Source organism: Burkholderia torrens (assembly GCF_984668525.1).
On the sequence record NZ_OZ480213.1, the window covers coordinates 855,892 to 880,652 of the forward strand.

At 66.4% G+C, this 24,761-nt stretch carries 24 protein-coding genes and 1 pseudogene; 18 read left to right on the forward strand and 7 right to left on the reverse strand.

What is annotated here, in order from left to right; translation table 11 throughout:
* Positions 1-13: 13 nt before the first annotated feature.
* From AC5LXX_RS34180 to AC5LXX_RS34225, 10 genes and pseudogenes are all read left to right on the forward strand, one after another.
* Positions 14-847: an ABC transporter permease gene (locus AC5LXX_RS34180; protein WP_493413616.1), complete on the forward strand. Its 834-nt coding sequence runs from the start codon at positions 14-16 to the stop codon at positions 845-847.
* 408 nt (positions 848-1,255) lie between these two features.
* Positions 1,256-2,608 carry a flavin-containing monooxygenase gene (locus tag AC5LXX_RS34185; RefSeq protein WP_493414337.1) on the forward strand — a complete coding sequence of 451 codons (1,353 nt, stop codon included), beginning with the start codon at positions 1,256-1,258 and terminating at the stop codon, positions 2,606-2,608.
* Positions 2,609-2,666: 58 nt separating this feature from the next.
* On the forward strand, positions 2,667-3,113 hold the full coding sequence (locus AC5LXX_RS34190; RefSeq protein WP_493413617.1) for a RidA family protein: 447 nt from the start codon (positions 2,667-2,669) through the stop codon (positions 3,111-3,113).
* A 1-nt stretch (position 3,114) separates the two neighbouring features.
* Positions 3,115-3,792, forward strand: coding sequence for a DUF1028 domain-containing protein (locus AC5LXX_RS34195; protein WP_493413618.1), 678 nt, complete (start codon positions 3,115-3,117; stop codon positions 3,790-3,792).
* Positions 3,785-4,969, forward strand: coding sequence for an acetylornithine deacetylase (argE, locus tag AC5LXX_RS34200; protein WP_493413619.1), 1,185 nt, complete (start codon positions 3,785-3,787; stop codon positions 4,967-4,969). The genes AC5LXX_RS34195 and argE overlap by 8 nt, the downstream gene beginning before the upstream one ends.
* Positions 4,970-5,210: 241 nt before the next feature.
* Complete coding sequence (locus AC5LXX_RS34205) at positions 5,211-6,101, forward strand: amino acid ABC transporter ATP-binding protein (RefSeq protein ID WP_493413620.1); 891 nt, start codon at positions 5,211-5,213, stop codon at positions 6,099-6,101.
* 134 nt (positions 6,102-6,235) lie between these two features.
* Entirely contained in the window at positions 6,236-6,958 is a 723-nt protein-coding gene (locus AC5LXX_RS34210; protein WP_493413621.1) for a class II aldolase and adducin N-terminal domain-containing protein, read from the forward strand.
* A complete protein-coding gene (locus AC5LXX_RS34215; RefSeq protein ID WP_493413622.1) occupies positions 6,958-7,197 on the forward strand; it encodes a hypothetical protein in 240 nt (79 codons plus the stop codon). Before AC5LXX_RS34210 ends, AC5LXX_RS34215 begins: the two co-directional genes overlap by 1 nt.
* Positions 7,198-7,509: 312 nt before the next feature.
* Positions 7,510-7,973 (forward strand): annotated as a pseudogene (locus tag AC5LXX_RS34220) (STM2901 family protein).
* On the forward strand, positions 7,973-8,323 hold the full coding sequence (locus tag AC5LXX_RS34225; RefSeq protein WP_493413623.1) for a DUF1493 family protein: 351 nt from the start codon (positions 7,973-7,975) through the stop codon (positions 8,321-8,323). Before AC5LXX_RS34220 ends, AC5LXX_RS34225 begins: the two are co-directional and overlap by 1 nt.
* A 22-nt stretch (positions 8,324-8,345) precedes the next feature.
* Here AC5LXX_RS34225 and AC5LXX_RS34230 read toward each other — a convergent pair whose 3' ends face one another.
* From AC5LXX_RS34230 to AC5LXX_RS34245, 4 genes are all read right to left on the reverse strand, one after another.
* Positions 8,346-8,759 carry a VOC family protein gene (locus AC5LXX_RS34230; protein WP_493413624.1) on the reverse strand — a complete coding sequence of 138 codons (414 nt, stop codon included), beginning with the start codon at positions 8,757-8,759 and terminating at the stop codon, positions 8,346-8,348.
* 92 nt (positions 8,760-8,851) lie between these two features.
* Positions 8,852-9,772 carry a bestrophin family protein gene (locus AC5LXX_RS34235; RefSeq protein WP_493413625.1) on the reverse strand — a complete coding sequence of 307 codons (921 nt, stop codon included), beginning with the start codon at positions 9,770-9,772 and terminating at the stop codon, positions 8,852-8,854.
* A gap of 166 nt (positions 9,773-9,938) precedes the next feature.
* Complete coding sequence (cydB, locus tag AC5LXX_RS34240) at positions 9,939-10,946, reverse strand: cytochrome d ubiquinol oxidase subunit II (RefSeq protein WP_124456325.1); 1,008 nt, start codon at positions 10,944-10,946, stop codon at positions 9,939-9,941.
* Between the two features lie 3 nt (positions 10,947-10,949).
* On the reverse strand, positions 10,950-12,350 hold the full coding sequence (locus tag AC5LXX_RS34245; protein ID WP_124456324.1) for a cytochrome ubiquinol oxidase subunit I: 1,401 nt from the start codon (positions 12,348-12,350) through the stop codon (positions 10,950-10,952).
* Between the two features lie 407 nt (positions 12,351-12,757).
* On the opposite strand from AC5LXX_RS34245, the gene fdhD reads away from it, so the two are divergent.
* The 5 genes from fdhD to moaD all read left to right on the forward strand — a co-directional run bounded on the left by fdhD (position 12,758) and on the right by moaD (position 17,102).
* Positions 12,758-13,630, forward strand: a complete 873-nt coding sequence (gene fdhD / locus AC5LXX_RS34250; RefSeq protein ID WP_493413626.1) for a formate dehydrogenase accessory sulfurtransferase FdhD — start codon at positions 12,758-12,760, stop codon at positions 13,628-13,630.
* Positions 13,627-14,841, forward strand: coding sequence for a molybdopterin molybdotransferase MoeA (locus tag AC5LXX_RS34255; protein ID WP_493413627.1), 1,215 nt, complete (start codon positions 13,627-13,629; stop codon positions 14,839-14,841). Before fdhD ends, AC5LXX_RS34255 begins: the two co-directional genes overlap by 4 nt.
* Positions 14,842-15,040: 199 nt before the next feature.
* Positions 15,041-16,165, forward strand: a complete 1,125-nt coding sequence (gene moaA / locus AC5LXX_RS34260; protein ID WP_493413628.1) for a GTP 3',8-cyclase MoaA — start codon at positions 15,041-15,043, stop codon at positions 16,163-16,165.
* 47 nt (positions 16,166-16,212) lie between these two features.
* A complete protein-coding gene (locus AC5LXX_RS34265) occupies positions 16,213-16,785 on the forward strand; it encodes a molybdenum cofactor biosynthesis protein MoaE (protein ID WP_493413629.1) in 573 nt (190 codons plus the stop codon).
* Between the two features lie 59 nt (positions 16,786-16,844).
* On the forward strand, positions 16,845-17,102 hold the full coding sequence (gene moaD / locus AC5LXX_RS34270; protein ID WP_174392819.1) for a molybdopterin converting factor subunit 1: 258 nt from the start codon (positions 16,845-16,847) through the stop codon (positions 17,100-17,102).
* 76 nt (positions 17,103-17,178) lie between these two features.
* Here moaD and AC5LXX_RS34275 read toward each other — a convergent pair whose 3' ends face one another.
* A complete protein-coding gene (locus AC5LXX_RS34275; RefSeq protein ID WP_493413630.1) occupies positions 17,179-18,525 on the reverse strand; it encodes an aminotransferase class III-fold pyridoxal phosphate-dependent enzyme in 1,347 nt (448 codons plus the stop codon).
* Positions 18,526-18,650: 125 nt separating this feature from the next.
* Between AC5LXX_RS34275 and gcvA the strand changes: the two genes are divergently transcribed.
* Positions 18,651-19,580 (forward strand): transcriptional regulator GcvA, encoded by a 930-nt coding sequence (gcvA, locus tag AC5LXX_RS34280; protein WP_493413631.1) that lies wholly within the window; start codon positions 18,651-18,653, stop codon positions 19,578-19,580.
* A gap of 49 nt (positions 19,581-19,629) precedes the next feature.
* Here the strand turns inward: gcvA and AC5LXX_RS34285 are convergent, their stop codons facing one another.
* Positions 19,630-21,054, reverse strand: a complete 1,425-nt coding sequence (locus AC5LXX_RS34285) for an aminotransferase-like domain-containing protein (RefSeq protein WP_124456318.1) — start codon at positions 21,052-21,054, stop codon at positions 19,630-19,632.
* A gap of 282 nt (positions 21,055-21,336) precedes the next feature.
* Here AC5LXX_RS34285 and AC5LXX_RS34290 point away from each other — a divergent pair, with 282 nt between their 5' ends.
* Both AC5LXX_RS34290 and AC5LXX_RS34295 read left to right on the forward strand, forming a co-directional pair.
* Entirely contained in the window at positions 21,337-21,642 is a 306-nt protein-coding gene (locus AC5LXX_RS34290; RefSeq protein WP_493413632.1) for a hypothetical protein, read from the forward strand.
* The gene (locus AC5LXX_RS34295) at positions 21,635-23,809 is read left to right on the forward strand and encodes a DUF4132 domain-containing protein (protein ID WP_493413633.1); all 2,175 of its coding nucleotides are present in this window, start codon (positions 21,635-21,637) and stop codon (positions 23,807-23,809) included. The genes AC5LXX_RS34290 and AC5LXX_RS34295 overlap by 8 nt, the downstream gene beginning before the upstream one ends.
* A gap of 10 nt (positions 23,810-23,819) precedes the next feature.
* Here AC5LXX_RS34295 and AC5LXX_RS34300 read toward each other — a convergent pair whose 3' ends face one another.
* The gene (locus tag AC5LXX_RS34300) at positions 23,820-24,737 is read right to left on the reverse strand and encodes a hypothetical protein (RefSeq protein ID WP_493413634.1); all 918 of its coding nucleotides are present in this window, start codon (positions 24,735-24,737) and stop codon (positions 23,820-23,822) included.
* Between the last annotated feature and the right edge of the window lie 24 nt (positions 24,738-24,761).

A 24,761-nucleotide genomic window follows, 5' to 3' on the forward strand; every position in this document is an offset into this window, starting at 1 on the left:
CTGGAGCCGCATCGTGTCCGTGAACCCCAACAGCCTGCCGTCGACGCGCATTGCCACTGCCGGTGTGCGCATTCATTGCGCGATCGTGCTGTTCTTCCTGGTTGCGCCGATCCTCGTGATCATTCCGCTGTCGTTCAATTCCGGGTCGTATTTTTCATACCCGATGGAAGGCTTCTCGCTGCGCTGGTACGCGCAGGCATTCGGAAGCCCGGACTGGCAGCGGGCATTTATGAACAGCATCGCAATCGGCGCGGCGTCGACCGCGATTGCAACGAGTCTCGGCACGCTCGCCGCAATCGGCCTCGCGCGCGACGACTTTCCGTTCCGCGCGCTGATCATGCCGATCCTGATTTCTCCCATGATCATCCCGATCGTCGTGGTCGCGGCCGGCTTCTACCTGATCTTCGCGCCACTCGGGCTCGTCAACTCCTACCCGGGGGTGATCCTCGCGCATGCGGCACTCGGCACGCCTTTCGTCGTGATCACCGTGACCGCATCGTTGCTGTCGTTCGACCAGAGCCTGCTGCGCGCCGCCGCGAATCTCGGTGCCGCGCCGTGGACCACCTTTCGCCGCGTGACGATGCCGCTAATCCTGCCTGCGGTTGCCACTGGCGCCGTGTTCGCATTCGCGACGTCGTTCGACGAAGTGATCGTGATCCTCTTCATCGGCGGTCCCGATCAACGCACCGTGCCGCGGCAGATGTGGAGCGGCATTCGTGACCAGATCGACCCGTCGATCCTCGCCGTCGCCACCGTGCTGATCGTTTTCGCGATCCTGCTTTTCACCAGCATCAACTGGCTGCGTGGCCGCGCGCAGGCGTCGGGCGCCGCACGCGAAGCGGCCTAGCCGCCGTCTGCCGCGCAAGTGGAAGTCAGCCTGAACCGATGCCGCCGGTGCCGTGCGTTTCGTTGCGTCCTCTTCCATTCCTCCCCGGATTCGATTGCGACTGCTGCCGATCGCGCTCTCATGTCTCGTCGCACGCATCTGCATAGGCAAACCAGATGCAATTCATTTTTTAAATATATTTTTCAGATTCAGTGCACCGGCGTAGATTTTCTTCGACTCCACGCAATTCGCGGGACACACGGCCACGCGGCGTAGATCGCTTCGGACTCCCGAGACGTTCCGGATCCGCTGCCTGAACATCGCGATCTCCTCGCGCAGTCGCATCGTGATGCGTTGCAACGAATTGCAGCAAAGACGGACCTATCAGTCCATGAACAACCCGATCGATACGCACCAGGAAGAACTCACATGACCGTCGAAGTCACATCAATCGATACGCTGGTGGTCGGCGCCGGACAGGCCGGTATCGCGATGAGCGAACACCTCGGTGCGCTTGGCGTGCCCCATCTCGTGCTGGAACGCGATCGCATCGCCGAGCGCTGGCGCACCGCGCGCTGGGATTCCCTGGTGGCGAACGGCCCGGCATGGCACGACCGCTTCCCCAACATGAAGATCGGCGGTGTCGATGCGGACGGCTTCGCCACGAAGGATCAGATGGCCGAGTACTTCGTCGACTACGCGCGCATGATCGACGCGCCGATCCGCACCGGCGTCGACGTCAAGCGTGTGGTCCGCGAGAGCGGCCGGCAGGGCTTCGTCGTCGAGACAACGGATGGCACCTTCCACGCGAACCGCGTCGTGGTCGCGACCGGCCCGTTCCAATGCCCGGTCATTCCGGCCATCGCGCCCACCGACGCGCGCCTGACGCAGATTCATTCCGCCGACTACCGCAATCCTGCGCAACTTCCCGCCGGCAACGTGCTCGTCGTCGGCGCGGGTTCGTCGGGCGTCCAGATCGCGGCTGAACTGCAACGCTCGGGCCGCCAGGTCTATCTGTCCGTCGGTCCTCACGACCGTCCGCCGCGCGCGTATCGCGGTCGAGACTTCTGCTGGTGGCTCGGCGTGCTGGGTCTGTGGGACATGGAAACGATGCGCCCCGGCCGGTCGCACGTGACGATCGCGGTGAGCGGCGCGGACGGCGGTCACACGGTCGACTTCCGCCGTCTCGCGCATGACGGTGTGACGCTGGTCGGCGTGACCCGGGCGTTCGATCAAGGCATCGTCACGTTCGAAGCGGATCTCGCGGCCAACATCGCGGCCGGCGACGAAAACTACCTGTCGCTGCTCGACGCCGCCGACGCGTACGCGGCCAGCAACGGTCTCGATCTGCCGGAGGAGCCCGAAGCCCGTCGCATTCCCGCCGATCCCCCATGCCTCGCCGAACCGCTCGCGCAACTCGATCTCGCCGCGGCAGGGGTCACGTCGATCATCTGGGCGACCGGCTACGCGAACGACTTCGGCTGGCTGCAGGTCGACGCCTTCGACGAACACGGCAAACCGAAGCATCAGCGTGGCGTCGCAAGCGAGCCCGGACTCTATTTTCTCGGTCTGCCGTGGCTGTCGCGGCGCGGCTCCGCGTTTATCTGGGGGGTCTGGCACGACGCGAAACATGTGGCCGGACATATCGCGACGCAGCGCAGCTACCAGCGCTATCACGAGGCCGCCGCGCAACGAGGCACCGCGGGCGCGCCGCAGGCTGGCGATCACGTTGCCGAACCGGCAGTCCCGAGCCCGGTGCAGCCCCGTGCCGCCGCGCACTGAACGCAAGACCGATTCGCACTGCACTGTTTGCCGAACCCTTCTTCAGGAATTCACGACGATGAGCCAGCCGACCCACACCCGTATCCGGATGTTCAACACGAAAGACACCTATCCGAACCAGACGCTCGACAACGATATGTGCCAGGCTGTCCGCGCCGGCAACACGGTCTATGTGCGCGGCCAGATCGGCACCGACTTCGACGGCAATCTGGTCGGTCTGGGCGATCCGCGCGCGCAGACCGAACAGGCGATGAAGAACGTCAAGCAACTGCTCGAAGAAGCCGGCAGCGACCTCTCGCATATCGTCAAGACCACCACGTATCTGATTGATCCGCGTTATCGCGAGCCCGTCTATCAGGTCGTCGGAAAGTGGCTCAAGGGCGTCTATCCGATCTCGACCGGCCTCGTGGTCAGCGCGCTCGGCCAGCCGGAGTGGCTGATGGAAATCGACGTCATCGCCGTGATTCCCGACAACTGGCAGCCGGCTCCTGCCGCCGGAGCGTGACATGACATTCTCCATCGTCGGACGGTGCGCCGAAACCGGACAACTCGGCATCGCGATCAGTTCCTCGAGCATCGCAGTGGGCGCGCGCTGCGCGTGGGTTCGCGCCGGCACGGGCGCCGTGGCGACGCAGAACGTCACGCTGCCGTCGCTCGGCCCGCAGGTGCTCGACCTGCTCGCCGACGGCGCGGCCGATCCCGTACAGGCGCTCGAAGCCGCGCTCGCCACCGATCGCTGGCGCGACTACCGGCAGGTCACGGTCGTCGATACACAGGGCCGCACGGCATTCCAGACCGGCGCGCACGCGCTCGGCCTGCATCATGCGGTGGCGGGCAGACAGTGCGTCGCCGCGGGCAACATGCTCGCCAGTCAGGACGTGATCTCCGCGATGGTGCCCGCGTTCGAGCAGACGCCCGGCCTGCTCGCCGACCGTCTGCTCGCGGCGATGCAGGCCGCGATCGACGCGGGCGGAGAAGCCGGCCCGGTGCATTCGGCCGCGTTGAAGATCGTCGATACGCAGGTGTGGCCACTCGTCGACCTGCGTGTCGACTGGACCGACGACGCACCGATCGCGGCCCTCACTGCGCTGTGGCATGCATACCGTCCGCAGATGCACGACTATGTGACGCGCGCGCTCGATCCGACGGCCGCACCGAAATACGGAGTCCCCGGTGATGAGTGAGCCGACCAGCCGCACGCTGCTCGCCGAACTGATCGGCTTCGATACGGTCAGCCGGCACTCGAACCTCGCGATGATCGAGTTCATCCGCGACTATCTGGCGCGCTACGGAATAGACGGCGAACTGTTCTACAACGACGCGCGCAGCAAGGCGAACCTGTTCGCCACGATCGGGCCGCGCGAGCGCGGCGGCATCCTGCTCTCGGGCCATACGGATGTGGTGCCCGCCGACGGCCAGGCATGGACCGTCGAGCCGTTTCGGATGACTGAACGCGACGGCCGGCTGTACGGGCGCGGCACGGCGGACATGAAGGGTTTTCTCGCGTCGGTGCTGGCTGCGGTACCGATGTTCGTCGAGCGCCGGTTGTCGTTGCCGATCCATCTCGCGTTCTCGTACGACGAGGAGATCGGCTGTCTCGGGGTGCGGCCGATGCTGGCCGAACTCGCGAAGCGCCCACACAGGCCGGTGCTGTGCGTGATCGGCGAGCCGACCGAATTGAAGCCGGTTCTCGGCCACAAGGGCAAACTGGCGATGCGCTGCCACGTCAAAGGCGCCGCGTGCCATTCCGCGTATGCGCCGTATGGCGTCAATGCGATTCAGTATGCAGCACGTCTCGTCAACCGGCTGGAGGAAATCGGCGAGCGCCTCGCACAACCGGAGCATCACGACGCGCGCTTCGATCCGCCGTATTCGACTGTCCAGACCGGCCTGATCCACGGCGGCAAGGCGTTGAACATCGTTCCCGACGCATGCGAATTCGATTTCGAGATCCGCACGCTGCCCGGCTTCGACGCCGATGAAGTGACGAGCGAATTGCAGGCCTATGCGCAGCAACAACTGACGCCGAAGATGCGCGCGGTTCACGCGGATTGCGATATCCGCATGCAGCCGCTGTCCGCCTACCCGGGCCTGTCGACACCGGACGACAGCGACGCGGCCCGCCTGCTGTCGATACTCAGCGGATCGAGCGCGTTCGGCACGGTTGCGTTCGGCACGGAAGGCGGATTGTTCGAGCAGGCCGGTATCCCGACCGTGGTGTGCGGGCCAGGCAGTATGGATCAGGGGCACAAGCCCGACGAGTTCGTGAGCGTCGCGCAACTGCAGGGTTGCGATGCGATGCTGCGGCGGCTGGCAGACCATCTCGCCACGACCGAAGTGACCGGTCGCATGACTGACTGATTTCGATTCCGTCGGGCGCGGCTGGCTTTTCCCGTACTGCCGCGCAATTCCCTCCGCCGGTGCGCGCATCTCCTTCGCCGCGCACCGGCGCGCTGCATAGGAAAAACTTGCGAATAGCATTCAAAAAGAGTTTTTCCCCGATCAATATTGACCACGTAAAGTCGGCTCATCGAACTTGCATTGCGCCCGTCGACTGACCCAGGCGATGACGGCGCGATGACCGGAACTGATCGAGGCAACCATGAACGCAGTCAGCGCCCTCCCAGCGAGCGTACCCGCCGCACCGCCCGCCCGGGCGTCCGCAACGCCGCTCGTCGAAGTCCAGGGTTTGCACAAACGTTTCGGCGATACCGATGTGCTGCGCGGAATCGATGTGTCGATCGCGAAATCCGAAGTGGTCTGCCTGATCGGTCCGTCGGGATCGGGCAAAAGCACGCTGCTGCGCTGCATGGCCGCCCTCGAAACCTATGATCACGGCGAGATCCGGATCGGGGGCGAGATGCTCGGTTATGTCGAACGCAACGGCGTACGCATGCGCGCATCGAGCGCGGAGATCAACCGTGTGCGCCGTAACATCGGCATGGTGTTTCAGCAGTTCAACCTGTGGCCGCACATGAGCGTGCTCGGCAACGTCACCGAAGCGCTACGGCGAGTGCGCCGCCTGCCCGGTGCCGAGGCGAACGCCATCGGTGGCCGCATGCTCGACATGGTCGGCATGTCCCACAAGGCGGATGCCCATCCGTCGAAACTGTCCGGTGGCCAGCAGCAGCGCGTGGCGATCGCCCGCGCGTTGGCGATGGAGCCGAACCTGATGCTGTTCGACGAGCCAACCTCCGCACTGGACCCGGAACTCGTCGGCGAAGTGCTGCAGGTCATGAAGCAGCTCGCGCGCGACGGGATGACGATGGTCGTCGTCACGCACGAGATGGGCTTCGCCGCCCAGATGGCCGATCGCGTCGTGTTTCTCGACCATGGCCGGATCGCGGTGAGCGGCGCGCCGGGCGAGGTGTTCCGCCGTTCCACGAATCCCCGGCTGCAGCAGTTCCTGCAGAACTATCGCGACCGCAACGCGTTCTGGAACTCGGACGACGCACCGGTCGACGCGGACGGATCGACCGTCCCGAGACAGTAAGCGGGTCGATGCATCGCGGCGTGGCCGGCGCTCGGCCGCCCGACTGGTCGAACCCTTTCGACAATTCCTTGCCGCCGACCATGAACTTGCGGCCCGCGCCCCCGTTTCCCACGCTTCCGCTCACGCACCTCGACATGAACGAAACCCAGCTTCGCACCGATCTCGCCGCCGCTTTCCGCTGCGTCGCCCGCCTCGACATGCATGAAGCGGTCGCGAACCACTTCAGCGTCGCCGTTTCCGACGACGGCCGGCGCTTCCTGACGAACCCCAAATGGATGCACTTCTCGCGGATCCGCGCGAGCGACCTGGTTCTGCTGGACGCCGACGATCGGTCGAGCCTCGAAAACGGCAGCGTCGATCCGACCGCGTGGGCGATCCATGGTCAGTTGCACCAGCAACTGCCGCATGTGCGCGTCGCCATGCACCTGCACCCCGTCCATGTCACGGCGATCTCGACGTTGTCCGATCCGACCATCCTGCCCATCGAACAGAACACCGCCCGTTATTTCAATCGTGTCGCGCTGGACACCGCATTCTCGGGAATGGCAGATACCGAAGACGAAGGCGCCCGCCTCGTGTCGCTGCTCAAGGACAAGTCCCGTTTGCTGATGGGCAATCACGGCGTACTGGTGACTGCGCCGACCGTCGGCGAGGCGTTCGACGACATGTACACGCTCGAACGCGCATGCCGGATCCTCATCAACGCGTACGCGACCGGCAAGCCGATCAATGTGCTGTCCGACGAAGTGGCCGAGAAGACCGCGCGTGACTGGGAAGGATTCCGTGACTTCTCGATCGCGCATTTCGAAGAGATGAAGCGCATCCTGGACGTCGAGGAACCGTCGTATCGGGATTGATGCGTTCGCCCGCTCCTCGTCAGATCCATCTCGTCGATTCCGGGCAGGGCTCGGCGGCCGGCGACCGCGTCGTCAAGCGTGCGCTGATCGGGCCGGTCCGCGCGCGCCGCCGCCGGGTCAAGGCCGACAAGGCCGAAGTTAAGGCGATCGCGAAGCGCGGCACGTTGCATGCACGGGAAGTGGCAAGCGCGACGCTCGTGGCCGTGAAGAGTGCGATGGGGTTCACGTATTTCGATTGAGCGGCGACGGCGACTTGCATTGCATCCACCACACAATGCACGCTCGACATGAACGTCGACGTGGAGCGTAACCGGCAACAATTCGACAACCTTCCGTCCCCGGCTTCACAACGAAGCAAATGATCGGCCGCGCGAGCGTCCCGTGCCGCTCTTCCGTCACCACACGGCGAGCAACGGCCTTCGTGTCGTTTTTGCGTGAATCGCTCGTCAGCGCCAGCGCAGCAGCCGGCCTCCCTCCGATATTGCCACGCAAAGACCACTTCGCTAACGTAGCCCGCCAACGACAACGACGGCGAACGGGACGTGCAGCGAATGCGGCCTGTGTCGCCGGCATCCCGAGGGCACCGCGTGAATACTTACCACTACCGGAACGAACCAGACCTGACTCCGATCGAGTTGTTCTTCCTGATTGCCGCAGACGAAACCTGCAAGCAGATCGGCATCGACGATGTCGAAGCGGTTGTTCTGATACTCTCGGGTCTTCCCATTCTTCCAACCCGAGCCAAGCCGGCCGGCACGACCCGCGGCACGTCCGTCGCGTCGGTCATGTCGAGGTCGATATTTCGGTATGAATTCAAGCGCAAGGTATTGCCGACCGTTACGCTGAAAAGCATCAAGAGATTGCGGGTAATCCTGACCCATCGACTGGCTGTGTTCGTCGGACGAACCATACCGGGTGTCGGATGGGTGGTGCTTGGGACGGACGTATCCATATTGTCCGGAACACCGTTTACCAGTACAACCGGATTGTGAAACCAGAGGACAGGATTCTCTAATGGACGACCGACACAATTGGGAAGCGCTGGAAGCGTTCGTTCGCAAGGAAGCCGCTGCCTCGGACAAGCACCGTATTACGGAGCGCACTTCGATCTCGGACGACCTGGGACAGACCGGGGACGACGCCGACATCTTCATGGAACGCTTTTTCGACCGATTCGGCGTCGACCGAGGAGACTACGATTTTGGGCGTTACTTCCTGATGGAGGGCGAGGGGCTGCTATATCACGTCTTGCGAAAATACCTGCTCGGAAAACCCCATACGTTCCAGCGACATGCATTGACCGTCGGCATGCTGAGCAAAGCGATATCCCTCGGGACGTGGGACTCCGAAGCAATCGAAAACTAACGACCGCGGGACATCACCACCGTCACAGCCGCTCACGCTCCGGCGAAGCGACATGACACACGGCCTCGACCCGGTTGCCGGCCGGATCGACGAGAAACGCCGCGTAGTAATCGCCGTGATACTGCGGCCGCAATCCAGGGCTGCCGTCGGACTGGCCGCCCGTTGACAGGCCAGCCTCGAAAAACGCGTGCACCTGCTCGCGGGAGGCGGCCTTGAAACACCAGTGCCGCTTGCTCGTCCCGACTTCGGCGGGATCCAGATACACCGCGAGGAAGGTCGATGCAGGGTCGTTCGCGCTGCAGCGTTCGCCGTAACCGAGCGCGGTGGCCCGGTCGTAGACCTTGGCTGCGCCCAGCGCGGCCATGACGGCATCGTAGAAGGGGCGTGCCTGGTCGATATCCGGCACGCCGATCGACACGTGATCAAGCAGTTGCATGGTGTGGGCTCCATTGAACGAGCCCGAGTCTACACATCTCTTCCCGATCCGGCCGATCAACCTTACCGGCGACTACACTACCGGCCCGCGCCCTACGTGATCTGATACGTCGACGCCGGCACAAACTCCTCCGGCATCGGCCGGTCGCCGAGTTCGAGCACCGACCGCTCGATCGTGCGCGTCATCGCATTGAGCGCGAGCGCATTCGGCGCGAGGCCGAACGGCTCGGCCACTTCGTTCGCGATCGCCTCGAGCGCGATCAGCGTGTACGAGATGAACACGCAGATCAGCGGCGTGAAGAACTCCGTCGAATCGACGAGCCCGAACGGCAGCAGCACGCAATACGCATACACGGTGCGATGGAGCAGCACGCTGTACGAAAACGGGATCGGCGTCGACAGGATGCGCTCGCAACCACCGACCGACTTGCCGAGCTCGTCGAGCTGCGTCTCGAACATCCAGCAGGTCGTGTCGCTGCCGGGCGCGCGGCCCAGCGCACGAACGATGCCGGCGCGCAGTTCGTCGAGGATCGCGACCGGCTTGTAGCATTTGCCGCCGAGCGCGGCCGTGCGCTCCGCCCCGAGAATGCGCAGCAGGTCTTCGGTCGGATCGGTATGGCGCAGCTGGTGCTTCAGCGCATACGCGAGCGCGATCAGCAGGTCGGCGAGCCGGTTGCGCTCGGCGTCGCTCACGCTGTCGGGCAGGTAGCGATGCAGTTGCGACGTCACGGCGCGTGCGGCGATCAACAGGTTGCCCCATAGATGCCGCGCCTCCTTGAAGCGCTCGAAGCTCGCGTTGTTGCGAAACCCGAGGAAGATCGCGAGCGCGAGCCCGAACAGCGTGAACGGCGCGGTGTTGAGCGGAATCTTCTCGCCGAAGATGCGCCCGTTCGTGAAGACCGCCAGCGTGCTGACGATCGCCATGAACACGAGCTGCGGAATGATCGATTGCAGCACGGAGCCGTTCCATACGAACAGCATCCTGAGCCAGTTTTGTCGTGGTCTGACGATCATGGTGTTTTCTCGACTGCCAAAGGAATGCGCAACGCAACCCGTTGCGCCCGCACCCGATGCGCAGCGGCCCGCGCGTGGCGGGCCGCTTTCGCATCGGGTGCCGTGCCGGGCGCCGCGCTGTGCGTGATGATACGCGCACGCCGCGCCCCGTCACCTCGCATGCCGCTCAGTGATAGCCGATGTCGCCCTCGCGCACCTTGCCGCGGAACACGCGGTACTGCATCGCGTTGTACACGAGGATGATCGGCAGCACGATCACGGTGCCGACGAGCGCGAACAGCTGGCTCGAATGGCTCGACGATGCATCCCAGATCGTCAGCGACGGCGGCACGATGTTCGGCCAGATGCTGATCACGAGCCCCGTATAGCCGAGGAACACGAGCGCGAGCGTCAGCAGGAACGGCGTGGCCTCGTGCGTGCGCTTCACCGAGTGGAAGATGCCCCACACGCATGCGACGACGAGGATCGGCACCGGCAGGAACCAGCCGAGGTTGCCGCTGCCGAACCAGCGGTGCGCGACGGCCGGCAGCCCGATCACGGTCCACAGGCTCACGACGCCCATCACGGCGAGCAGCACGCCCGCGAGCGGCTTCATCAGCAGCCGCATCTTGCGCTGCAGTTCGCCGTCGACCTTCAGGATCAGCCAGCCGCAGCCGAGCGTCGCATACGTGACGAGCACGCCGATCCCGCAGAGCAGGCTGAACGGCGACAGCCAGTCGAACGGGCCGCCCGCGAACTGGTTGTTCTCGATCTTGATGCCCTGCAGCAGCGAACCGAGCACGATCCCCTGGCAGAACGCGGCGAGCGCGGAACCGCCGATGAACGCGAGATCCCACATGTGCTGCGTGCGGGTGGCCTTCGCGCGCAGCTCGAACGCCGCGCCGCGGAAGATCAGGCCGACCAGCATCAACACCAGCGGCAGGTAGTTCGCGGGCAGCAGCGTCGAATACACGACCGGGAACGCGCCGTAGAGGCCCGCGCCGCCGAGCACGAGGAACGTCTCGTTGCCGTCCCATACCGGCGCGACGGTGTCGAGCATCACCTGGCGCTCGGCTTTCGCATCGAAGAACGGAAACAGCAGGCCGATACCGAGATCGAAGCCGTCCAGCATCACGTAGATGAATACGCCGAGGCCGATGATCGCGGCCCATACGACAGGAAGATCGATGTGCATGGCTTACTCCGCTTCGGTGACGTTCAGCGGCGTGGACAGCGCGCTCTTGCGCAGCCCCGGATGCCGGTGCAGCTCGATGTACCCGGCCTGGGCAGCCGGCCCGCGCCTCATCAGTTTCATCATGTAGTAGATACCCGTCCCGAACACCAGGAAATAGACGACCACGAAGATCAGCAGCGACACGCCGACCTGCTGCGCGCTGAGCGGCGCGACCGAATCGATGGTGCGCAGCACGCCGTAGACCGTCCACGGCTGCCGCCCGACCTCGGTCGTGATCCAGCCGGCCAGCAGCGCGACGATGCCGGAAGGCCCCATGCAGACCACGAACCACTGGAACCAGCGCGTTTCATAGAGACGCCCGCCCTTTCTCAGCAGCAGCCCGAGCAGCGCGGTCAGCAGCATCAGCATCCCGAGGCCGGCCATGATCCGGAACGTCCAGAAGATGATCGGCGAATACGGGCGATCCTGCGGCGGGAATTCCTTCAGCCCGCGAATCTCGCCGTCCCAGCTGTGCGTGAGGATCAGGCTGCCGAGGTGCGGCACCTGGATCGCATAGCGCGTGGTTTCGGCCTGCATGTCGGGCAGCCCGAAGAGGTTCAGCGCGGTGCCGCCCTTCTCGGTTTCCCACAGCCCCTCGATCGCCGCGATCTTCGCCGGCTGGTATTCGCGCGTGTTCAGCCCGTGCGCATCGCCGACGACGATCTGGATCGGCGCGAGCACCAGCAGCATCCACAGCGCCATCGAGAAGCTGCGCTTCACCGGCTCGTCGCGGCGCCCCTTCAGCAGGTGCCAGGCGCCGCACGCGGCGACGATGAAGCCCGCGACGATGAACGCCGCGATCGTCATGTGCACGAGGCGGTACGGGAACGACGGATTGAAGACGATCTTGAACCAGTCGACCGGTACGACGAGGCCGTTCTCGATCTTGTAGCCCTGCGGCGTCTGCATGAAGCTGTTCGACGCGAGGATCCAGAACGTCGAGATCAGCGTGCCGACCGCGACCATCAGCGTCGCGAAGAAGTGCGCCCGCGGGCTGACGCGCTGCCAGCCGAACAGCATCACGCCGAGGAAGCCGGCCTCGAGGAAGAACGCCGTCAGGACTTCATACGTCAGCAGCGGCCCGGTGATGTTGCCCGCGACGCGCGAGAAGCCGGCCCAGTTGGTGCCGAACTCGTACGCCATCACGACGCCGGAGACCACCCCCATCCCGAAGCCGATCGCGAAGATCTTCGACCAGAACTGGAACATGGATTTGTAGGCGGCGTCGCCGGTGACGAGATAGCGCCACTCCAGGACCGCCAGGAAGCTCGCCATGCCAATGCTGATCGCGGGAAACACGATGTGGAACGACACCGTGAATGCGAATTGCAATCGGGCGAGATGGAACGCATCGAAGATTTCCATGACCGTAATTTGCTCGTGGTTGTGAGGACGTACGCCCGAAGCAGGAAATCGCGCGACGGCTTGGCGACAACACATGCGAACACAAACAGTCACTCGCACGGCATCGAAGCGTGAATGACGATATCGCGTTTGCAACGATACTCGCAATCACTCGAACGCGCGCTGAAACTGTGCTGCTTCCGTCGCCGAAGATGTGTGCACGGAAAACACATTTCGTGCCTGCGGGGTGGCCAGCTGTACTGCTTTCCGCGTCGCCGCGCTGTGCCTGCGGCGCGCTGTTCACTCCACTTAACATGTTATGCAACGCCTGCCCGAGGCGGTAGTGCGCCGCCCGCGGCGCCCGTCCGGCAGCATCGATCCCCGTCGTCCGGCGCACGCGCCGGCCGATCCGCCTGGAGAAAACCCGCATGGAGTCCTGCACCCGACTCGACGATCCGACCGGCAGCACCGCGTGTCACGTGACGCGCCATCGTGCCGGCGAAGCGCGCGACACCGTCGATCGCGTCGTCGACGAAACGCCGGTTGCACTCGTGTTCAACGGCATCTCGCACACGGTCATGATGGCGACGCCGATCGACCTCGACGCGTTCGGCCTCGGCTTCGCGCTGAGCGAAGGCATCGTCGAGCGTGCGTCGGACGTATTCGACATCGAAAGCGAATGCCGGCCCGGCAGCGCCGAAGTGCGGCTCACCGTGTCGCAACAGGCGTTCATGGCGCTGAAGGCGCACCGGCGCGCGCTGGCCGGCCGCACCGGCTGCGGCGTCTGCGGGATCGAAAGCATCGCGCAGCTCGACCTGCACCCGCCGCGCATCGCGGCCGCCGGCGCGGCGGCCGGCATCGGCGCCGACGCGATTGCCCATGCCGCGCGCGCGCTGCCGGCCCGCCAGACGCTGATGCGCGAGACGGGCGGCATCCACGCGGCCGCGTGGTGCGACCGCGACGGCGCCGTGCTCGACGTGTTCGAGGACGTCGGCCGCCACAACGCACTCGACAAGCTGATCGGGCATCTCGCGCGGCGCCGCGCCGACCTCGGCGCCGGCTTCGTGTTCCTGTCCAGCCGCGCGAGCTACGAACTGGTGCGCAAGGCCGCGCGGGTCGGCATCCCGATGATCGCGACGATCTCGGCGCCGACGTCGCTCGCGATCGACGTCGCCCGCGAAGCCGGCTTACGGCTGCTCGGCTTCTGCCGCAACGACGGCTTCGTCGAATATGTGTCGCCGGCCGCCGTTCACCCCGACCAACCGGCGCTTGCGCCCGCGCACCCGGCCTGCTCGTCATGAAACACCTGTTCGATTTCGATACCGCGCAGCAGCAATTCGCCGGCGCGTTTGCGCCGCTTGCCACCACCGCTTCGCTGCCGGTCGCCGAAGCAGCCGGCCACGTGCTGGCCGCGCCGCTGACCGCCGTACTCGACCAGCCGCCGGCCGACCAGAGCGCGATGGACGGCTATGCCGTGCGTCACGCGGATCTCTCGCAGGGCGAACCGCTGCGCGTCGCGCAACACTGCTATGCAGGCGACATGCCGGCGCCTCTGGCCCCGCGCACGGCCGCCCGGATCTTTACCGGCAGCCTGATTCCGCCCGGCGCGGATACCGTCGTGATGCAGGAGCATGCCCATGAACAGGACGGCCGCGTCACGTTCGACGCGCCGCAGCGCAGCGGATCGCACATCCGCCGCCGCGGCGAGGAAGTGCGCGCCGGCGACCTGCTCGTGCCGGCCGGCGTGCGGATAGGCGCGATGCACGTCGGCGTGGCCGCCGCGCAAGGTTTCGCGCGCATCGATGTGCGCCCGGCGCTGCGCGTCGGCATCCTGACGACCGGCGACGAGCTCGTCGCATGCGGCCAGCCGCGTGCGCCGCAGCAGATCTACAACAGCAATGCGCCGATGCTCGCCGCGCTGGTGTCGGGAACCGGTGCCGGCGTCGCGATGTGCGTGCATGCGGCCGACACGGCGGCGGCCGTCGATCGTGCGCTGCGCGACCTGCACGCGGGTTGCGACCTGGTGATCTGCGTCGGCGGCGCATCGGTCGGCGACAAGGACCTGCTGCGCCCCGTGCTGACCGCGCTCGGTGCATCGTTCATCGTCACCGGCGTGCGGATGAAGCCCGGCAAGCCGGTTGCGCTCGCGCGGCTCGACACGCTGCCCGTGGTGCTGCTGCCCGGCAATCCGGGCGCCGCGATGACGGCGTTCGCGCTGTTCGTCGCGCCGCTGATCCGCCGCCTGCAGGGTCGCGACGCGTGCCTGCCGGTCGTGCCGTCGCTGCCGATCGACACCGGCTTCGAGCCCGACGCGCAGCGCGAACGCTTCGTGCGGGTGCGCTGCACCGTCGGCGCCGATGGCGCGCCCGTGCTCGATACGCTGCGCCAGCAAGGCGCCGGCACGCTGCAGTCGCTCGTGCAGGCGAGCGGGCTCGCGCGGTTGCCGGTGGGCCGCACCATCGCGCGCGGCGACGCGGTACCGTATTACGAATTCGCGCCCTGGCTCGCATAAGCGCGACGCCGATCACGCGCCCGATGCGCCCCCTGCGCCGCGCCCGCCGCGAGGAGAACTGTATTCCTGCAATTCGGGCGCGATTGTGCCTCTGCCGCCAAAACCCGGCGGACTATGCTCACGATGAGGCTCGTCACGACCTGTGCGCCGACACGTCGGCACACACGCGGCTGACCGGCGACGCCTCTCCGCTTACTTCATGCAGGCCGACGAACCGATCGTGAATGCCATCGTTTCAGCCGCGCCGGCCGCCGCCGCTTCATCCGGCGGCGTATCGCCCGGCGCCTTTCCCCGCACGTCCGACACGCTCGGGCGCCCGCTGCGCGACCTGCGCCTGTCCGTGATCGACCAGTGCAACTTCCGCTGCGGCTACTGCATGCCGCGAGAAAGCTTCGGTTCCGACTATGCTTTCATGCCGTCGTCCGAGCGGCTGTCGTTCGCACAACTCGAAAAGATCGCGCGCGCGTTCACGTCGCTCGGCGTCGAGAAGATCCGCCTCACGGGCGGCGAGCCGCTGCTGCGCCGCAATCTCGAGGCGCTGATCGAACGGCTTGCCGCGCTGACGACCGTCGACGGCAAGCCCGTCGAGATCGCGCTGACGACCAACGGTTCGCTGCTTGCCGCGAAGGCGCGCTCGCTGCGCGACGCCGGGTTGTCGCGTGTGACCGTGAGCCTCGACGCGCTCGACGACGCCGTATTCCGCCGGATGAGCGACGCCGACGTACCGGTGTCGCGCGTGCTCGCCGGCATCGAAGCCGCGCACGCAGCCGGGCTCGCACCGGTCAAGGTCAACGCGGTGATCGAGCGCGGCGCGAACGACGACCAGATCCTGCCGCTCGTACGCCACTTCCGGAACACGGGCGTGGCCGTGCGCTTCATCGAATACATGGACGTCGGCGGCGCGAGCTTCTGGTCCGGCGACAAGGTCGTGCCGGCCGCGCGAATGCGCGAACTGATCGACGAGCACTATCCGCTCGTGCTCGTCGGCGAACCGGGGCACGACGCGACCGCGATCCGTTGCGCGCACATCGACGGTGCGGGCGAAGTCGGCTTCATCGCGAGCGTGTCGCACCCGTTCTGCGGCACCTGCTCGCGTGCCCGCGTGTCGGCCGACGGGCAGCTCTATACATGCCTGTTCGCGACGCAAGGCACCGACCTGCGGCCGTGGCTCGACGATGCGGCGTCGACCGGCGACCTCGCGGCCGCCGTGCGCGATCGCTGGACGCGGCGCGACGACCGCTATTCCGAGCGCCGGGCCACACGGCCGGCCCGCGCGCCGGGCAAGACCTATCCGACCGTGCGCATGTCGCTCGTCGGCGGCTGACCGGCCGCCGCGCCACACAGGACGCACCGCCCACAGGAGAACCTGTCATGACGACCTTCACCGAATCCCGCGCCGGGCTGCCGGACGATCCGTTGCGTGCCGGCGGCCACCCGCTTCCCGCCGATGCGGCCGACCCGCACACCGAACCGCCGCCCGCGATCACCGCCGGCTTCGAAGTGCGCGTGCAGTACGCGCCGATCGATGCAGGCGCCGAGCTCGCGCCGATCGTTCGCAATCCGAATGTCGGTGCCGTCGTGAATTTCCTCGGTGTCGTGCGCAAGGAGGGCGACGTCGACGACGTCGTCGCGCTGGAGGTCGAGCACTACCCGACGATGACCGAACAGGCGCTGTGGGGCATCGTCGAGGAAGCGAGCGCGCGCTGGCGGCTCGAAGCGGTCAAGATCGTGCACCGCGTCGGCCGCATTCCGCTCGGCCAGTCCGTCGTGCTGGTCGTGGTGGCTGCCGCACATCGCGCGTCCGCGTTCGATGCGTGCGAATTCCTGATGGACTTCCTGAAGACGCACGCACCGTTCTGGAAGAAGGAAATCCGGCACGACGGCGAATCCGGCTGGGTCGAGGCGAAGGCGCACGACGACCAGGCGATGCGGCGCTGGGGCTGACCCCATCCGTTCCGCGCGCCGCGCTTTCCGATCCTGCCGACTCCATTCAAGACCCCTCCATGAAACTGACGATCAAATACTTTGCGAGCATTCGCGAACAACTCGAACGCGACGAAGAAACCGTCGAGGTCGATGCACACGAACTCACCGTCGATGCGCTGCGCAGCACGCTGGCCGCGCGCGACGCGCGCAGCGCTGATGCGCTGCGGATGGACCGCCCCGTGCGGGCGGCCGTGAACCTCGAGATGGTGACCGGGGAATTCGTCGTGCGGGAGGATAGCGAGGTCGCGTTTTTCCCGCCGGTGACGGGTGGGTGACGTCACCACGCGCGACGTCCTTTTCCATATCGATCCGTCACGCCGCGCGCCTCTCGATACAGAATGTCCTCGGCGGTCATCGCGCAGCCTCCAGTGCTGTCAGCGCTGCGTCGAGCGCGTCCAGTCCTTCGTCCAGCTCCGTGCGCGAGATGACGAGAGGCGGCGCCACGATCACCACGTTGTAGCGCCCGTAGGCGTGAACGCCGCGCTTCAGCAGCTCGCCATAGAACGCCCGCATCGGCGCCGATCCCGCCGGGTGATGCCACTCGACGAGCGGCTCCCGCGTTTCCCGATCGCGTACCAGCTCGATGCCGAACTGGGCGCCCATGCCGCGCACGTCTCCGATCGACGGATGACGCTCCGCCAGTTCGCCTAGACCGTCGCGCAGCCAGCCCTCGATCTCGCGCGCCCGCTCGAACAAGCCCTCTTCCAGATAGACCTTCAGCGCGGCGAGCCCGCCCGCGACCGCCAGCACGTGGCCCGCATGCGTGTGCCCCACGTCGAAGAGTTCGGTATCGAAGTGGCTGGCCACGCCTTCGCGCACCAGGACACCGCCGAGGGGCGTGTACGACGAGCTGGCCCCCTTGGCGAACGAAATCAGGTCGGGCAATACGCCGACCCGCTCGGCGCAGAACAATGCACCTGTGCGCCCGAAGCCCGTCATGATCTCGTCGAAGATCAGCAGGATGCCGTGCCGGTCGCACAGGTCCCGAACGCCTTCGAGATACCCCTGCGGGTAGACGACGACACCGCTGGATCCGGTCATCGGCTCCAGCAGGATCGCGGCCACGTTTTGTGCGCCTTCATGCGAAAGGACGCGCGCAAGGTGATCGAGGGCACGGCGTGTCTCCTCGGCCGGATCCGATGTATGGAAGGGGCTGCGGTACGGATACGGCGCAAAGAACTTCACCATGCCCGGAAGCGACGGAAATGGATCGCGCCAGCGGTCCACGCCCGTCATCGCGCTCGCGCCGATCGTGCTGCCGTGATACGACCGATAAGCCGTCAGCACCTTGGGCCTGCGTGTCACCAGCCGCGCGATCTTCACCGCGTCGTCGTTCGCCTCGGCGCCGCCGCAGGTGAAGTGCACGCGCAGTCCCTCCGGCCACGGCGAAACGCTGTTCAGCAGTCCGGCGTATTCGGCGCGCACGTCATTGAAGTAGCTGGATGCGACCCAACACATGCGCGCGGCCTGCGCCTGGATCGCCTGGACCACCTTCGGATGGCCGTGACCCAGCGAAACCGCGACATAGCCGCTGGTGAAGTCCAGATAGCGCTTGCCGTTCGCATCGTAGAAGTAGCACCCCTGCGCGTGCGTGATGACCGGTGGATTGAGCCCGCCCTGGACCGCCCAGGGAACGAGCACCTTTCGAAACGACGGAGCGAGCGCGGGATTCGGCTCGCCGTGAATGCTTAGATCCATGTTGACTCCGGAAATGACATGGCTCACTATTTCTGAGCCTCGCGATGTGAGGCTTCCAGATTAAGCGCGCCTTTCCAGCGCAACAAATCAAACGTTTACGCACTGAGACTAAATTTAACTGAGTCATGCCGCGACAACTTCCGCCCCTGCTCTCCGTGCGCGCATTCGAGGCGGCGGCCCGTCATGGCGGCTTCGCCCGTGCGGGTGAAGAGCTATGCGTCACGTCCGGTGCAGTGGGACATCAGGTGCGGCTGCTCGAGGAGTGGCTGGGAACGCCGTTGTTCATGCGTGGCGCCCGGTCCGTCCAGCTGACGGACATCGGACGGCGGTACTTCCTGGAAATCGAGCGCTTGATGGACGAGCTCGAGCGCGCGTCGCTCGGCATCCGGCAAGCTGCGGATTCCCCCGAGGTGACGGTCACCGCGATGCCGTCGTTCGTGACACGTTGGCTGATGCCGCGGCTGGGCGAGTTCCGGCAGTTGCATCCCGACATCGAGGTGCGCCTGCTGGCCTCGGTGCCGGCCATCGACTTCAGCCGCGAGCGCGTGGACGTCGCGATCCGCCTGGGTTTGGGCCCCTATCCGGGGCTCGTCGCGGAAAAGCTGATGCCGGAGACGTTCCTGGCGGTCGGGCAGCCGTCGATATGCGCGCCGTTGCGCACCGTGGACGATGTGGTGCGTGCAACATTGCTGCATGACGAATACGAGGCCCGCATTCCGGAGCAGGTGGACTGGATGCGCTGGTGCCGGATGCGGGGCGTGCACGCCGGCGCGGCCCGGTTGCGACAAGGGCCGAGCTTCTCGCATACCTATCTCACGCTCGATGCCGCGATAGCGGGCCAAGGCGTGGCCGTGGCGTCGGATGTCCTCGCCGCCGATGCGGTCAGGCAGGGGCTGTTGGCCATTGCACCGGGCAACCCGGTGCCGGGCCCCTACAGCTACCATCTGCTGACGACGCGCGCGGCCACCGCGCGGCCGCCAGTCGACGCCTTCTGCCGTTGGCTGCGATCGGCGGCACGGTCGTTTTCGGAGGCCGGTTGGGCTCGAACGACATGAGTCGCCACGCGGCAGGTCCCACCGCCCGCGACTCGCGTCGCCCGTCCGCTCACCGCATGCACGCCGCAGCCAGCTTCCCGACCGCAATCACCGCCTGCTCGATCTCCGGCGACCACGGGCTGCTGTAGTTCAACCGGATGAAGTTCCGGTAGTTGTCGGTGATCGAGAACATGTAGCCGGGCCCGATCGTGATCCCCTGCTCCAGCGCGAGCTGGTACAGCCGCATCGCATCGACCTGCGCGGGCAACTCGACCCACAGCACGTAGCCGCCCGCCGGGCTCGACATGCGCGTGCCTTCCGGGAAGAACCGCGACACCATCGCTCGCATCAGGTTCGCCTGCTGCGCATACGCCTTGCGCAGACGCCGCAGGTGATGCTCGTAGCCGTCGCGCTCGAGAAACTCCGCGATCGCCAGCTGCGGCAGCGACGGCGTTGCGAGCGTATTCAGGAACTTCAGCTTCTCGACCTGATCGCGATAGCGGCCAGGCAGCGCCCAGCCGATCCGGTACGCGGCCGTCAGGCTCTTCGAGAACGACGAGCAATGCAGCACGACACCGGTCCGGTCGTAGGACTTCAGCGAACTCGGATGCGTATCGCCGAAATACAGTTCGTTGTACACGCCGTTCTCGATGATCGGCATACCCGTCTTCGTTGCGAACTCAACCAGTTCGCGCTTGCGCTCGTCGGGCATCTGGAAACCGAGCGGGTTCTGGAAGTTCGGCATCACCATGCATGCGGCGATCGGCTGCGACTTCGCGATCGCGGCCAGCGCCGCGATGTCGATCCCGTATTCCGGGTGCGTCGCGACCTCGATCGCCTTCATCCCCATCCGCTCGATCGCGTGCAGCATCGCGTAGAACGTCGGCGACTCCACCGCGATCGTGTCGCCCGGCTTCGCCACCGCCTGCAGGCACAGGTTGATCGCCTCCGTCGCGCCGACCGTCACGATGATCTCGTTCGGGTCCACTGACATCCCGTTTTCCAGGTAGCGGCGCGCAATCTGCCGGATCAGCCGCGGATGGCCCGGCGGCAGCCCGTCGGTCACGCCCCACAGCGACTTGTCGCGGCCGGCTGCGTACGCATAGCGGTTCAGCTTCTCGAACGGAAACAGGCTCGGGTCCGGGTACGGCGAGCCGAGCGGCACCGCGTCGTCGGTACCGATCGAGCGCAGCGTCGACAGCACGAGCCGGCTCACGTCGACCGACGACGAGATCGCGATCGGCTTCGACGGCCGCAGCTCGCGCACCGGCGCATGGCTGTCGTCGCGCCGCAGGTTCACGAAATAGCCCGACTGCGGGCGGCTTTCGAGCAGCCCGCGGCTTTCCAGCAACAGATACGCGTGCAGCACGGTCGTGATGCTGATCCGGTGCTGCTGGCTTGCCTGCCGCACCGACGGAATCCGGTCGCCGTGCCGGTACACACCCTGGCGGATCAGGCGCTCGATGTCGTCCGCGAGTTTTTCATAGAGTTTCATCGTGCGTCTCCCGCCGGCATGTGCCGCCGCGCGGCCCTGCCGTGTGCGTTCCGCACGCACGTGTTTCGCCCGCCGGCCGGGCCGTCGTGATTCCTGATCTTTCCCTCCGGTTTTGCCTTTTCCATCGCACTGGCTCTCTCTTGAAGATGCGCCGACAGGGTTCCGGTACGACTAGATCTGCGGCACTGTGCACTTGATGATGGAATCTTAAGAGCAGAACAGTTGGCGGCGAGTACACACATCGACCACGCGAACAAGAGTACAGTTCGGCGCGAATCACGCATGGCGGGAGAACTGTACGTCTTACGAAATGGCCGGGCGGCCGAAAACCTGGCTCGACGCGGCCGGATCGGCCCGGAACGCCCGCCGCACGGACATTCGTCCGACTGTCTCAATGGGGGTGCAATACTGTGCGACCGCCCGATATTCATTGCCGGAGTCAGGCTCGTGCCGCACACGATCGAACCCGCAGCCCACCCTGCCAGCGCAATCCGCGCCGCCCGACAAGTACAGATGATGAAATGGTGTCAGAACGTTACGATCGACCGCGCATCGCGCGTCGCCGACAAGGAAACCGCGGATGACTGATCGCGATCTCGCCGCGCTGCTCGTCGCGCGACTGACCGGCACGGCCGACCATCCACGCTTCACCGGCGCGCCGATCGACCTGTCGACGCTCGATGCACACACGCTCGGTACAGTCTGGCCGGCGCTGCGTCGCGCGCAGCACGAGATCATGCTGCGCGATCACGCGTACGACGACCCGCGCGCCGAATTCGCGCGCTGGCTGCGCGGGCAGATCGATGCGCTCGGCCTCGTGCCGCTCGTCGACGCCGATACCGCGCTCGAACTGTTCCGCGACATTCCGCCCGGCGGATGGAAACGCGCGCTGGAAGACCTGCCCTGCCTCGACGCGCTGCCGTCTCCCGCGCTGCAGGCCGAGCTCGCGCGCATCGCGGGCGAGCCGGAAGACGGCGAGATCGGCGCGACGTCCGCGTATGGCGCGTATGCGCTCGACTGGTTCGCCGGCCGCCGCGACTTCTCGGCACGGCGCGAGGCCTATGCGCAGGCGCTCGCGGGCTCACCGTTTCGCGTACGCGAACTCGACGTGCTGCCCGAACTCGGCGCGGCCGCGCTGCTCGCGCTGGCCGCGACGAACGACGGCTATTTCGCGCCGAAGCGGCTGTGGCTCGACGCCAGCGATCCGGCCGTCACGCTCGCGGAAGACGCCGCGTACGTCGCGTTCGCACGGGACGCGCTGACCGAGGCCGCGCAACGGGTCGCCGCGCTGCATGCCGGCGCCGCGCCGTACGAGGCCGATCGCGCGTTCACGACCGACGACGCGCAGGTCGTCGCGCGCGCCGCGCGGGTGGCCGCCTATCGCGACGAAGCGTGGCTGCGCCCGCTGATCGGGCCGCTGCTGACCGGCGTATGCGTCGCACCGACAACCGCGAAGACGGCGCCGTCGCAGTCGCTCGCGATCGCGCTCGGCCACGCGGTCGAGACGATCCCGACGCCCGAGGGCGTGCGTGCGCTGCGCGACGCGCTGGCCACAGTGCGTCACGCCGGTGTGCAGAAGAAGCTCGCGCGCAACCTGAAGCCGGCCGAACGCGCACTGGGCGAGCGGCCGCGCACCGCGCTGCGCATGACGCTCGACGCGAAACCGGACAAGAAGCAGCTCGCGATGCTCGCCACGTGCATGGAAGCCGGCTTCTGGCAGCCGATGTCGCTTGGCCAGGCGGAATGGCGCGAACGGCTCGTCGATGCGCCGGCCGGCGCCGCGTTCTCCGCGCGGATGATCTGGCAAGCGCGTGGCCGCGATGGATCGACGCAATCGTTCATCCCCGACATCGCGAAAGGCAAGGTCGTGCTGCGCGACGCGGCCGGGCACGCGTGCGATCTCGCCGCCGACTGCGAGATCCGGCTCTGGCATCCGCTGCTGGCCGACGCGGACGAGCGGCTCGCGTGGCAGCGCGCGATCGTCGGCCGCACGCTCCGGCAGCCGGTCAGGCAGGCGTTCCGCGAATACTACGTGCCGGCCGACGGCGACGCGTCGGCCAGCGATTCCGCGATGTTCGAAGGTCACGTGCTGTCGAGCCGGCCGCTGCTCGGCGTCGCGCGCCGCGAAGGCTGGTCGATCCGCGCATACGACGACGGGCTGGCCCGCGAATTCGGCGATGTGCGCGCGACGTTCCTCGTCGACGCGCGGCTCTATCCCGGTACGGAAGGCCACGGCACGTCACGCCGGCTGTACTTCGAACGCCGGCACGACCGGCGCTGGGTGCCGCTGCCGATCGGTGAGATCGACGCAGTCGTGTTCTCCGAAGTGGCACGCGCGGTCGACCTGCTCGTCAGCGTGGCCGCGTTCGCGCTCGACGACGACGCGACACGCGCGGCGGCCGCTTCGCTTGCGGCGGACCCGGTCCGTCTGCGCGACCTCGAATCCGACCGTCGGCAGCGCCTGGACCGGTTGTCGGATCTGCCGCTCGGCGTGATGGCGCGGCATCGCAAGCACGTGCTGTCGCTCGTGTTCGCCGAATCCGTTGCGCAAGGGAAGATCTCGATCGACGAACGCCACGTGCGGGTCGGCGCGTGGTCGGTGCATTGCGCGACCGGCCGCGTGACGCGCGACGGCGAGCCCGTCGATGCCGCGATCGAGCCGCCGCCGTCACCGCTGCGCGCGGTGCCGTGGCTGCCCTACGACGAAGCGCTGCTGCAGCGGATCGTCGACGTCGTCGCGGCTCTGCTCGATTGAGCGGCAGCCGTCAGCGCGCCGCCTGCTGCCGCTGCACCTCCTGCGCTTTCATCTGCAGATACGCGCTCCGTTCGACTTCGTGCAGTTGCTGCGGATACTGCTCGGTCGCGTCGAACCAGCGCGCGAGGCGCTGGTCGAGCGGCTTGTCGAGCGTCGCCAGATACGTGTCGATCGCGAGGTAGTAGCGCATCGTGTTGCGCTCCAGCAGCCCGCGCACGCCGCCGACGTACTGCGGCTGCGCGGCCGATGCGCCGACGTTCGTGAACCCGACCTTCTCGCTGCCGACCGTCGCGAGGTAGGTCTTCATCGCCATCCGGCCGACCGCGCCGAAGCCATACGAATACGTGAGGTGCAGGAACGTGCGCGACGCACCGACCGGCACGGCCTCCAGCGCGATCCGGTAATCCTTCGTGCCCATCGGGCCGCTGTCGGCGGTCAGATCGACCTGGAAATAGTCGGATGTCGCGGCCGCCACGCGATAGCGAAACTGCACGCGATAGGTATCCGACAGCTGCTGCTGGATCTTGCGGCCGAGGTTCACGTCGAGCACCGGGCCGTTGCTGCCGCTCGACGCATGACAGTATTTCGTGTTCAGGTGCAGGATCAGCACCGCGCACCAGTTCGCGGGGCCCTGCGCGGGGTCGTTGAACTGGCCGCTCACGACCGCGAACGGATAGTCGACCACCGCGTAGATGTCGCCCTTCAGCGACGACGACGCCTCCGCCGATTCGAGGTAAAGCGGCCGGTGAAACGCGTTGTCCTTCAGTTGCGCGCCGAGGCCGTGATAGCGATCGAGCAACGCGGCGGCGCCGTTCGCGCCGTCCGCGCCGAACGACAACGCGCTCCAGCCGACACACAGCGCCGCGACGAACGCTTGCCACGCGCGACGGGCATGCCGCCTGCCGCGCGGATGTCCGGATGTCTCCATTCTTGTACTCCCTGCCGCGCGATG

Excerpts from the sequence above, each read along its gene's own strand:
- AC5LXX_RS34185 (WP_493414337.1), top strand. The coding sequence starts at position 1,256 with ATGACCGTCGAAGTCACATCAATCGATACGCTGGTGGTCGGCGCCGGA.
- AC5LXX_RS34190 (WP_493413617.1), top strand. The coding sequence starts at position 2,667 with ATGAGCCAGCCGACCCACACCCGTATCCGGATGTTCAACACGAAAGAC.
- AC5LXX_RS34195 (WP_493413618.1), top strand. The coding sequence starts at position 3,115 with ATGACATTCTCCATCGTCGGACGGTGCGCCGAAACCGGACAACTCGGC.
- argE (WP_493413619.1), top strand. The coding sequence starts at position 3,785 with ATGAGTGAGCCGACCAGCCGCACGCTGCTCGCCGAACTGATCGGCTTC.
- AC5LXX_RS34205 (WP_493413620.1), top strand. The coding sequence starts at position 5,211 with ATGAACGCAGTCAGCGCCCTCCCAGCGAGCGTACCCGCCGCACCGCCC.
- AC5LXX_RS34210 (WP_493413621.1), top strand. The coding sequence starts at position 6,236 with ATGAACGAAACCCAGCTTCGCACCGATCTCGCCGCCGCTTTCCGCTGC.
- AC5LXX_RS34215 (WP_493413622.1), top strand. The coding sequence starts at position 6,958 with ATGCGTTCGCCCGCTCCTCGTCAGATCCATCTCGTCGATTCCGGGCAG.
- AC5LXX_RS34225 (WP_493413623.1), top strand. The coding sequence starts at position 7,973 with ATGGACGACCGACACAATTGGGAAGCGCTGGAAGCGTTCGTTCGCAAG.
- AC5LXX_RS34230 (WP_493413624.1), bottom strand. The coding sequence starts at position 8,759 with ATGCAACTGCTTGATCACGTGTCGATCGGCGTGCCGGATATCGACCAG.
- AC5LXX_RS34235 (WP_493413625.1), bottom strand. The coding sequence starts at position 9,772 with ATGATCGTCAGACCACGACAAAACTGGCTCAGGATGCTGTTCGTATGG.
- cydB (WP_124456325.1), bottom strand. The coding sequence starts at position 10,946 with ATGCACATCGATCTTCCTGTCGTATGGGCCGCGATCATCGGCCTCGGC.
- AC5LXX_RS34245 (WP_124456324.1), bottom strand. The coding sequence starts at position 12,350 with ATGGAAATCTTCGATGCGTTCCATCTCGCCCGATTGCAATTCGCATTC.
- fdhD (WP_493413626.1), top strand. The coding sequence starts at position 12,758 with ATGGAGTCCTGCACCCGACTCGACGATCCGACCGGCAGCACCGCGTGT.
- AC5LXX_RS34255 (WP_493413627.1), top strand. The coding sequence starts at position 13,627 with ATGAAACACCTGTTCGATTTCGATACCGCGCAGCAGCAATTCGCCGGC.
- moaA (WP_493413628.1), top strand. The coding sequence starts at position 15,041 with ATGCAGGCCGACGAACCGATCGTGAATGCCATCGTTTCAGCCGCGCCG.
- AC5LXX_RS34265 (WP_493413629.1), top strand. The coding sequence starts at position 16,213 with ATGACGACCTTCACCGAATCCCGCGCCGGGCTGCCGGACGATCCGTTG.
- moaD (WP_174392819.1), top strand. The coding sequence starts at position 16,845 with ATGAAACTGACGATCAAATACTTTGCGAGCATTCGCGAACAACTCGAA.
- AC5LXX_RS34275 (WP_493413630.1), bottom strand. The coding sequence starts at position 18,525 with ATGGATCTAAGCATTCACGGCGAGCCGAATCCCGCGCTCGCTCCGTCG.
- gcvA (WP_493413631.1), top strand. The coding sequence starts at position 18,651 with ATGCCGCGACAACTTCCGCCCCTGCTCTCCGTGCGCGCATTCGAGGCG.
- AC5LXX_RS34285 (WP_124456318.1), bottom strand. The coding sequence starts at position 21,054 with ATGAAACTCTATGAAAAACTCGCGGACGACATCGAGCGCCTGATCCGC.
- AC5LXX_RS34290 (WP_493413632.1), top strand. The coding sequence starts at position 21,337 with ATGGCGGGAGAACTGTACGTCTTACGAAATGGCCGGGCGGCCGAAAAC.
- AC5LXX_RS34295 (WP_493413633.1), top strand. The coding sequence starts at position 21,635 with ATGACTGATCGCGATCTCGCCGCGCTGCTCGTCGCGCGACTGACCGGC.
- AC5LXX_RS34300 (WP_493413634.1), bottom strand. The coding sequence starts at position 24,737 with ATGGAGACATCCGGACATCCGCGCGGCAGGCGGCATGCCCGTCGCGCG.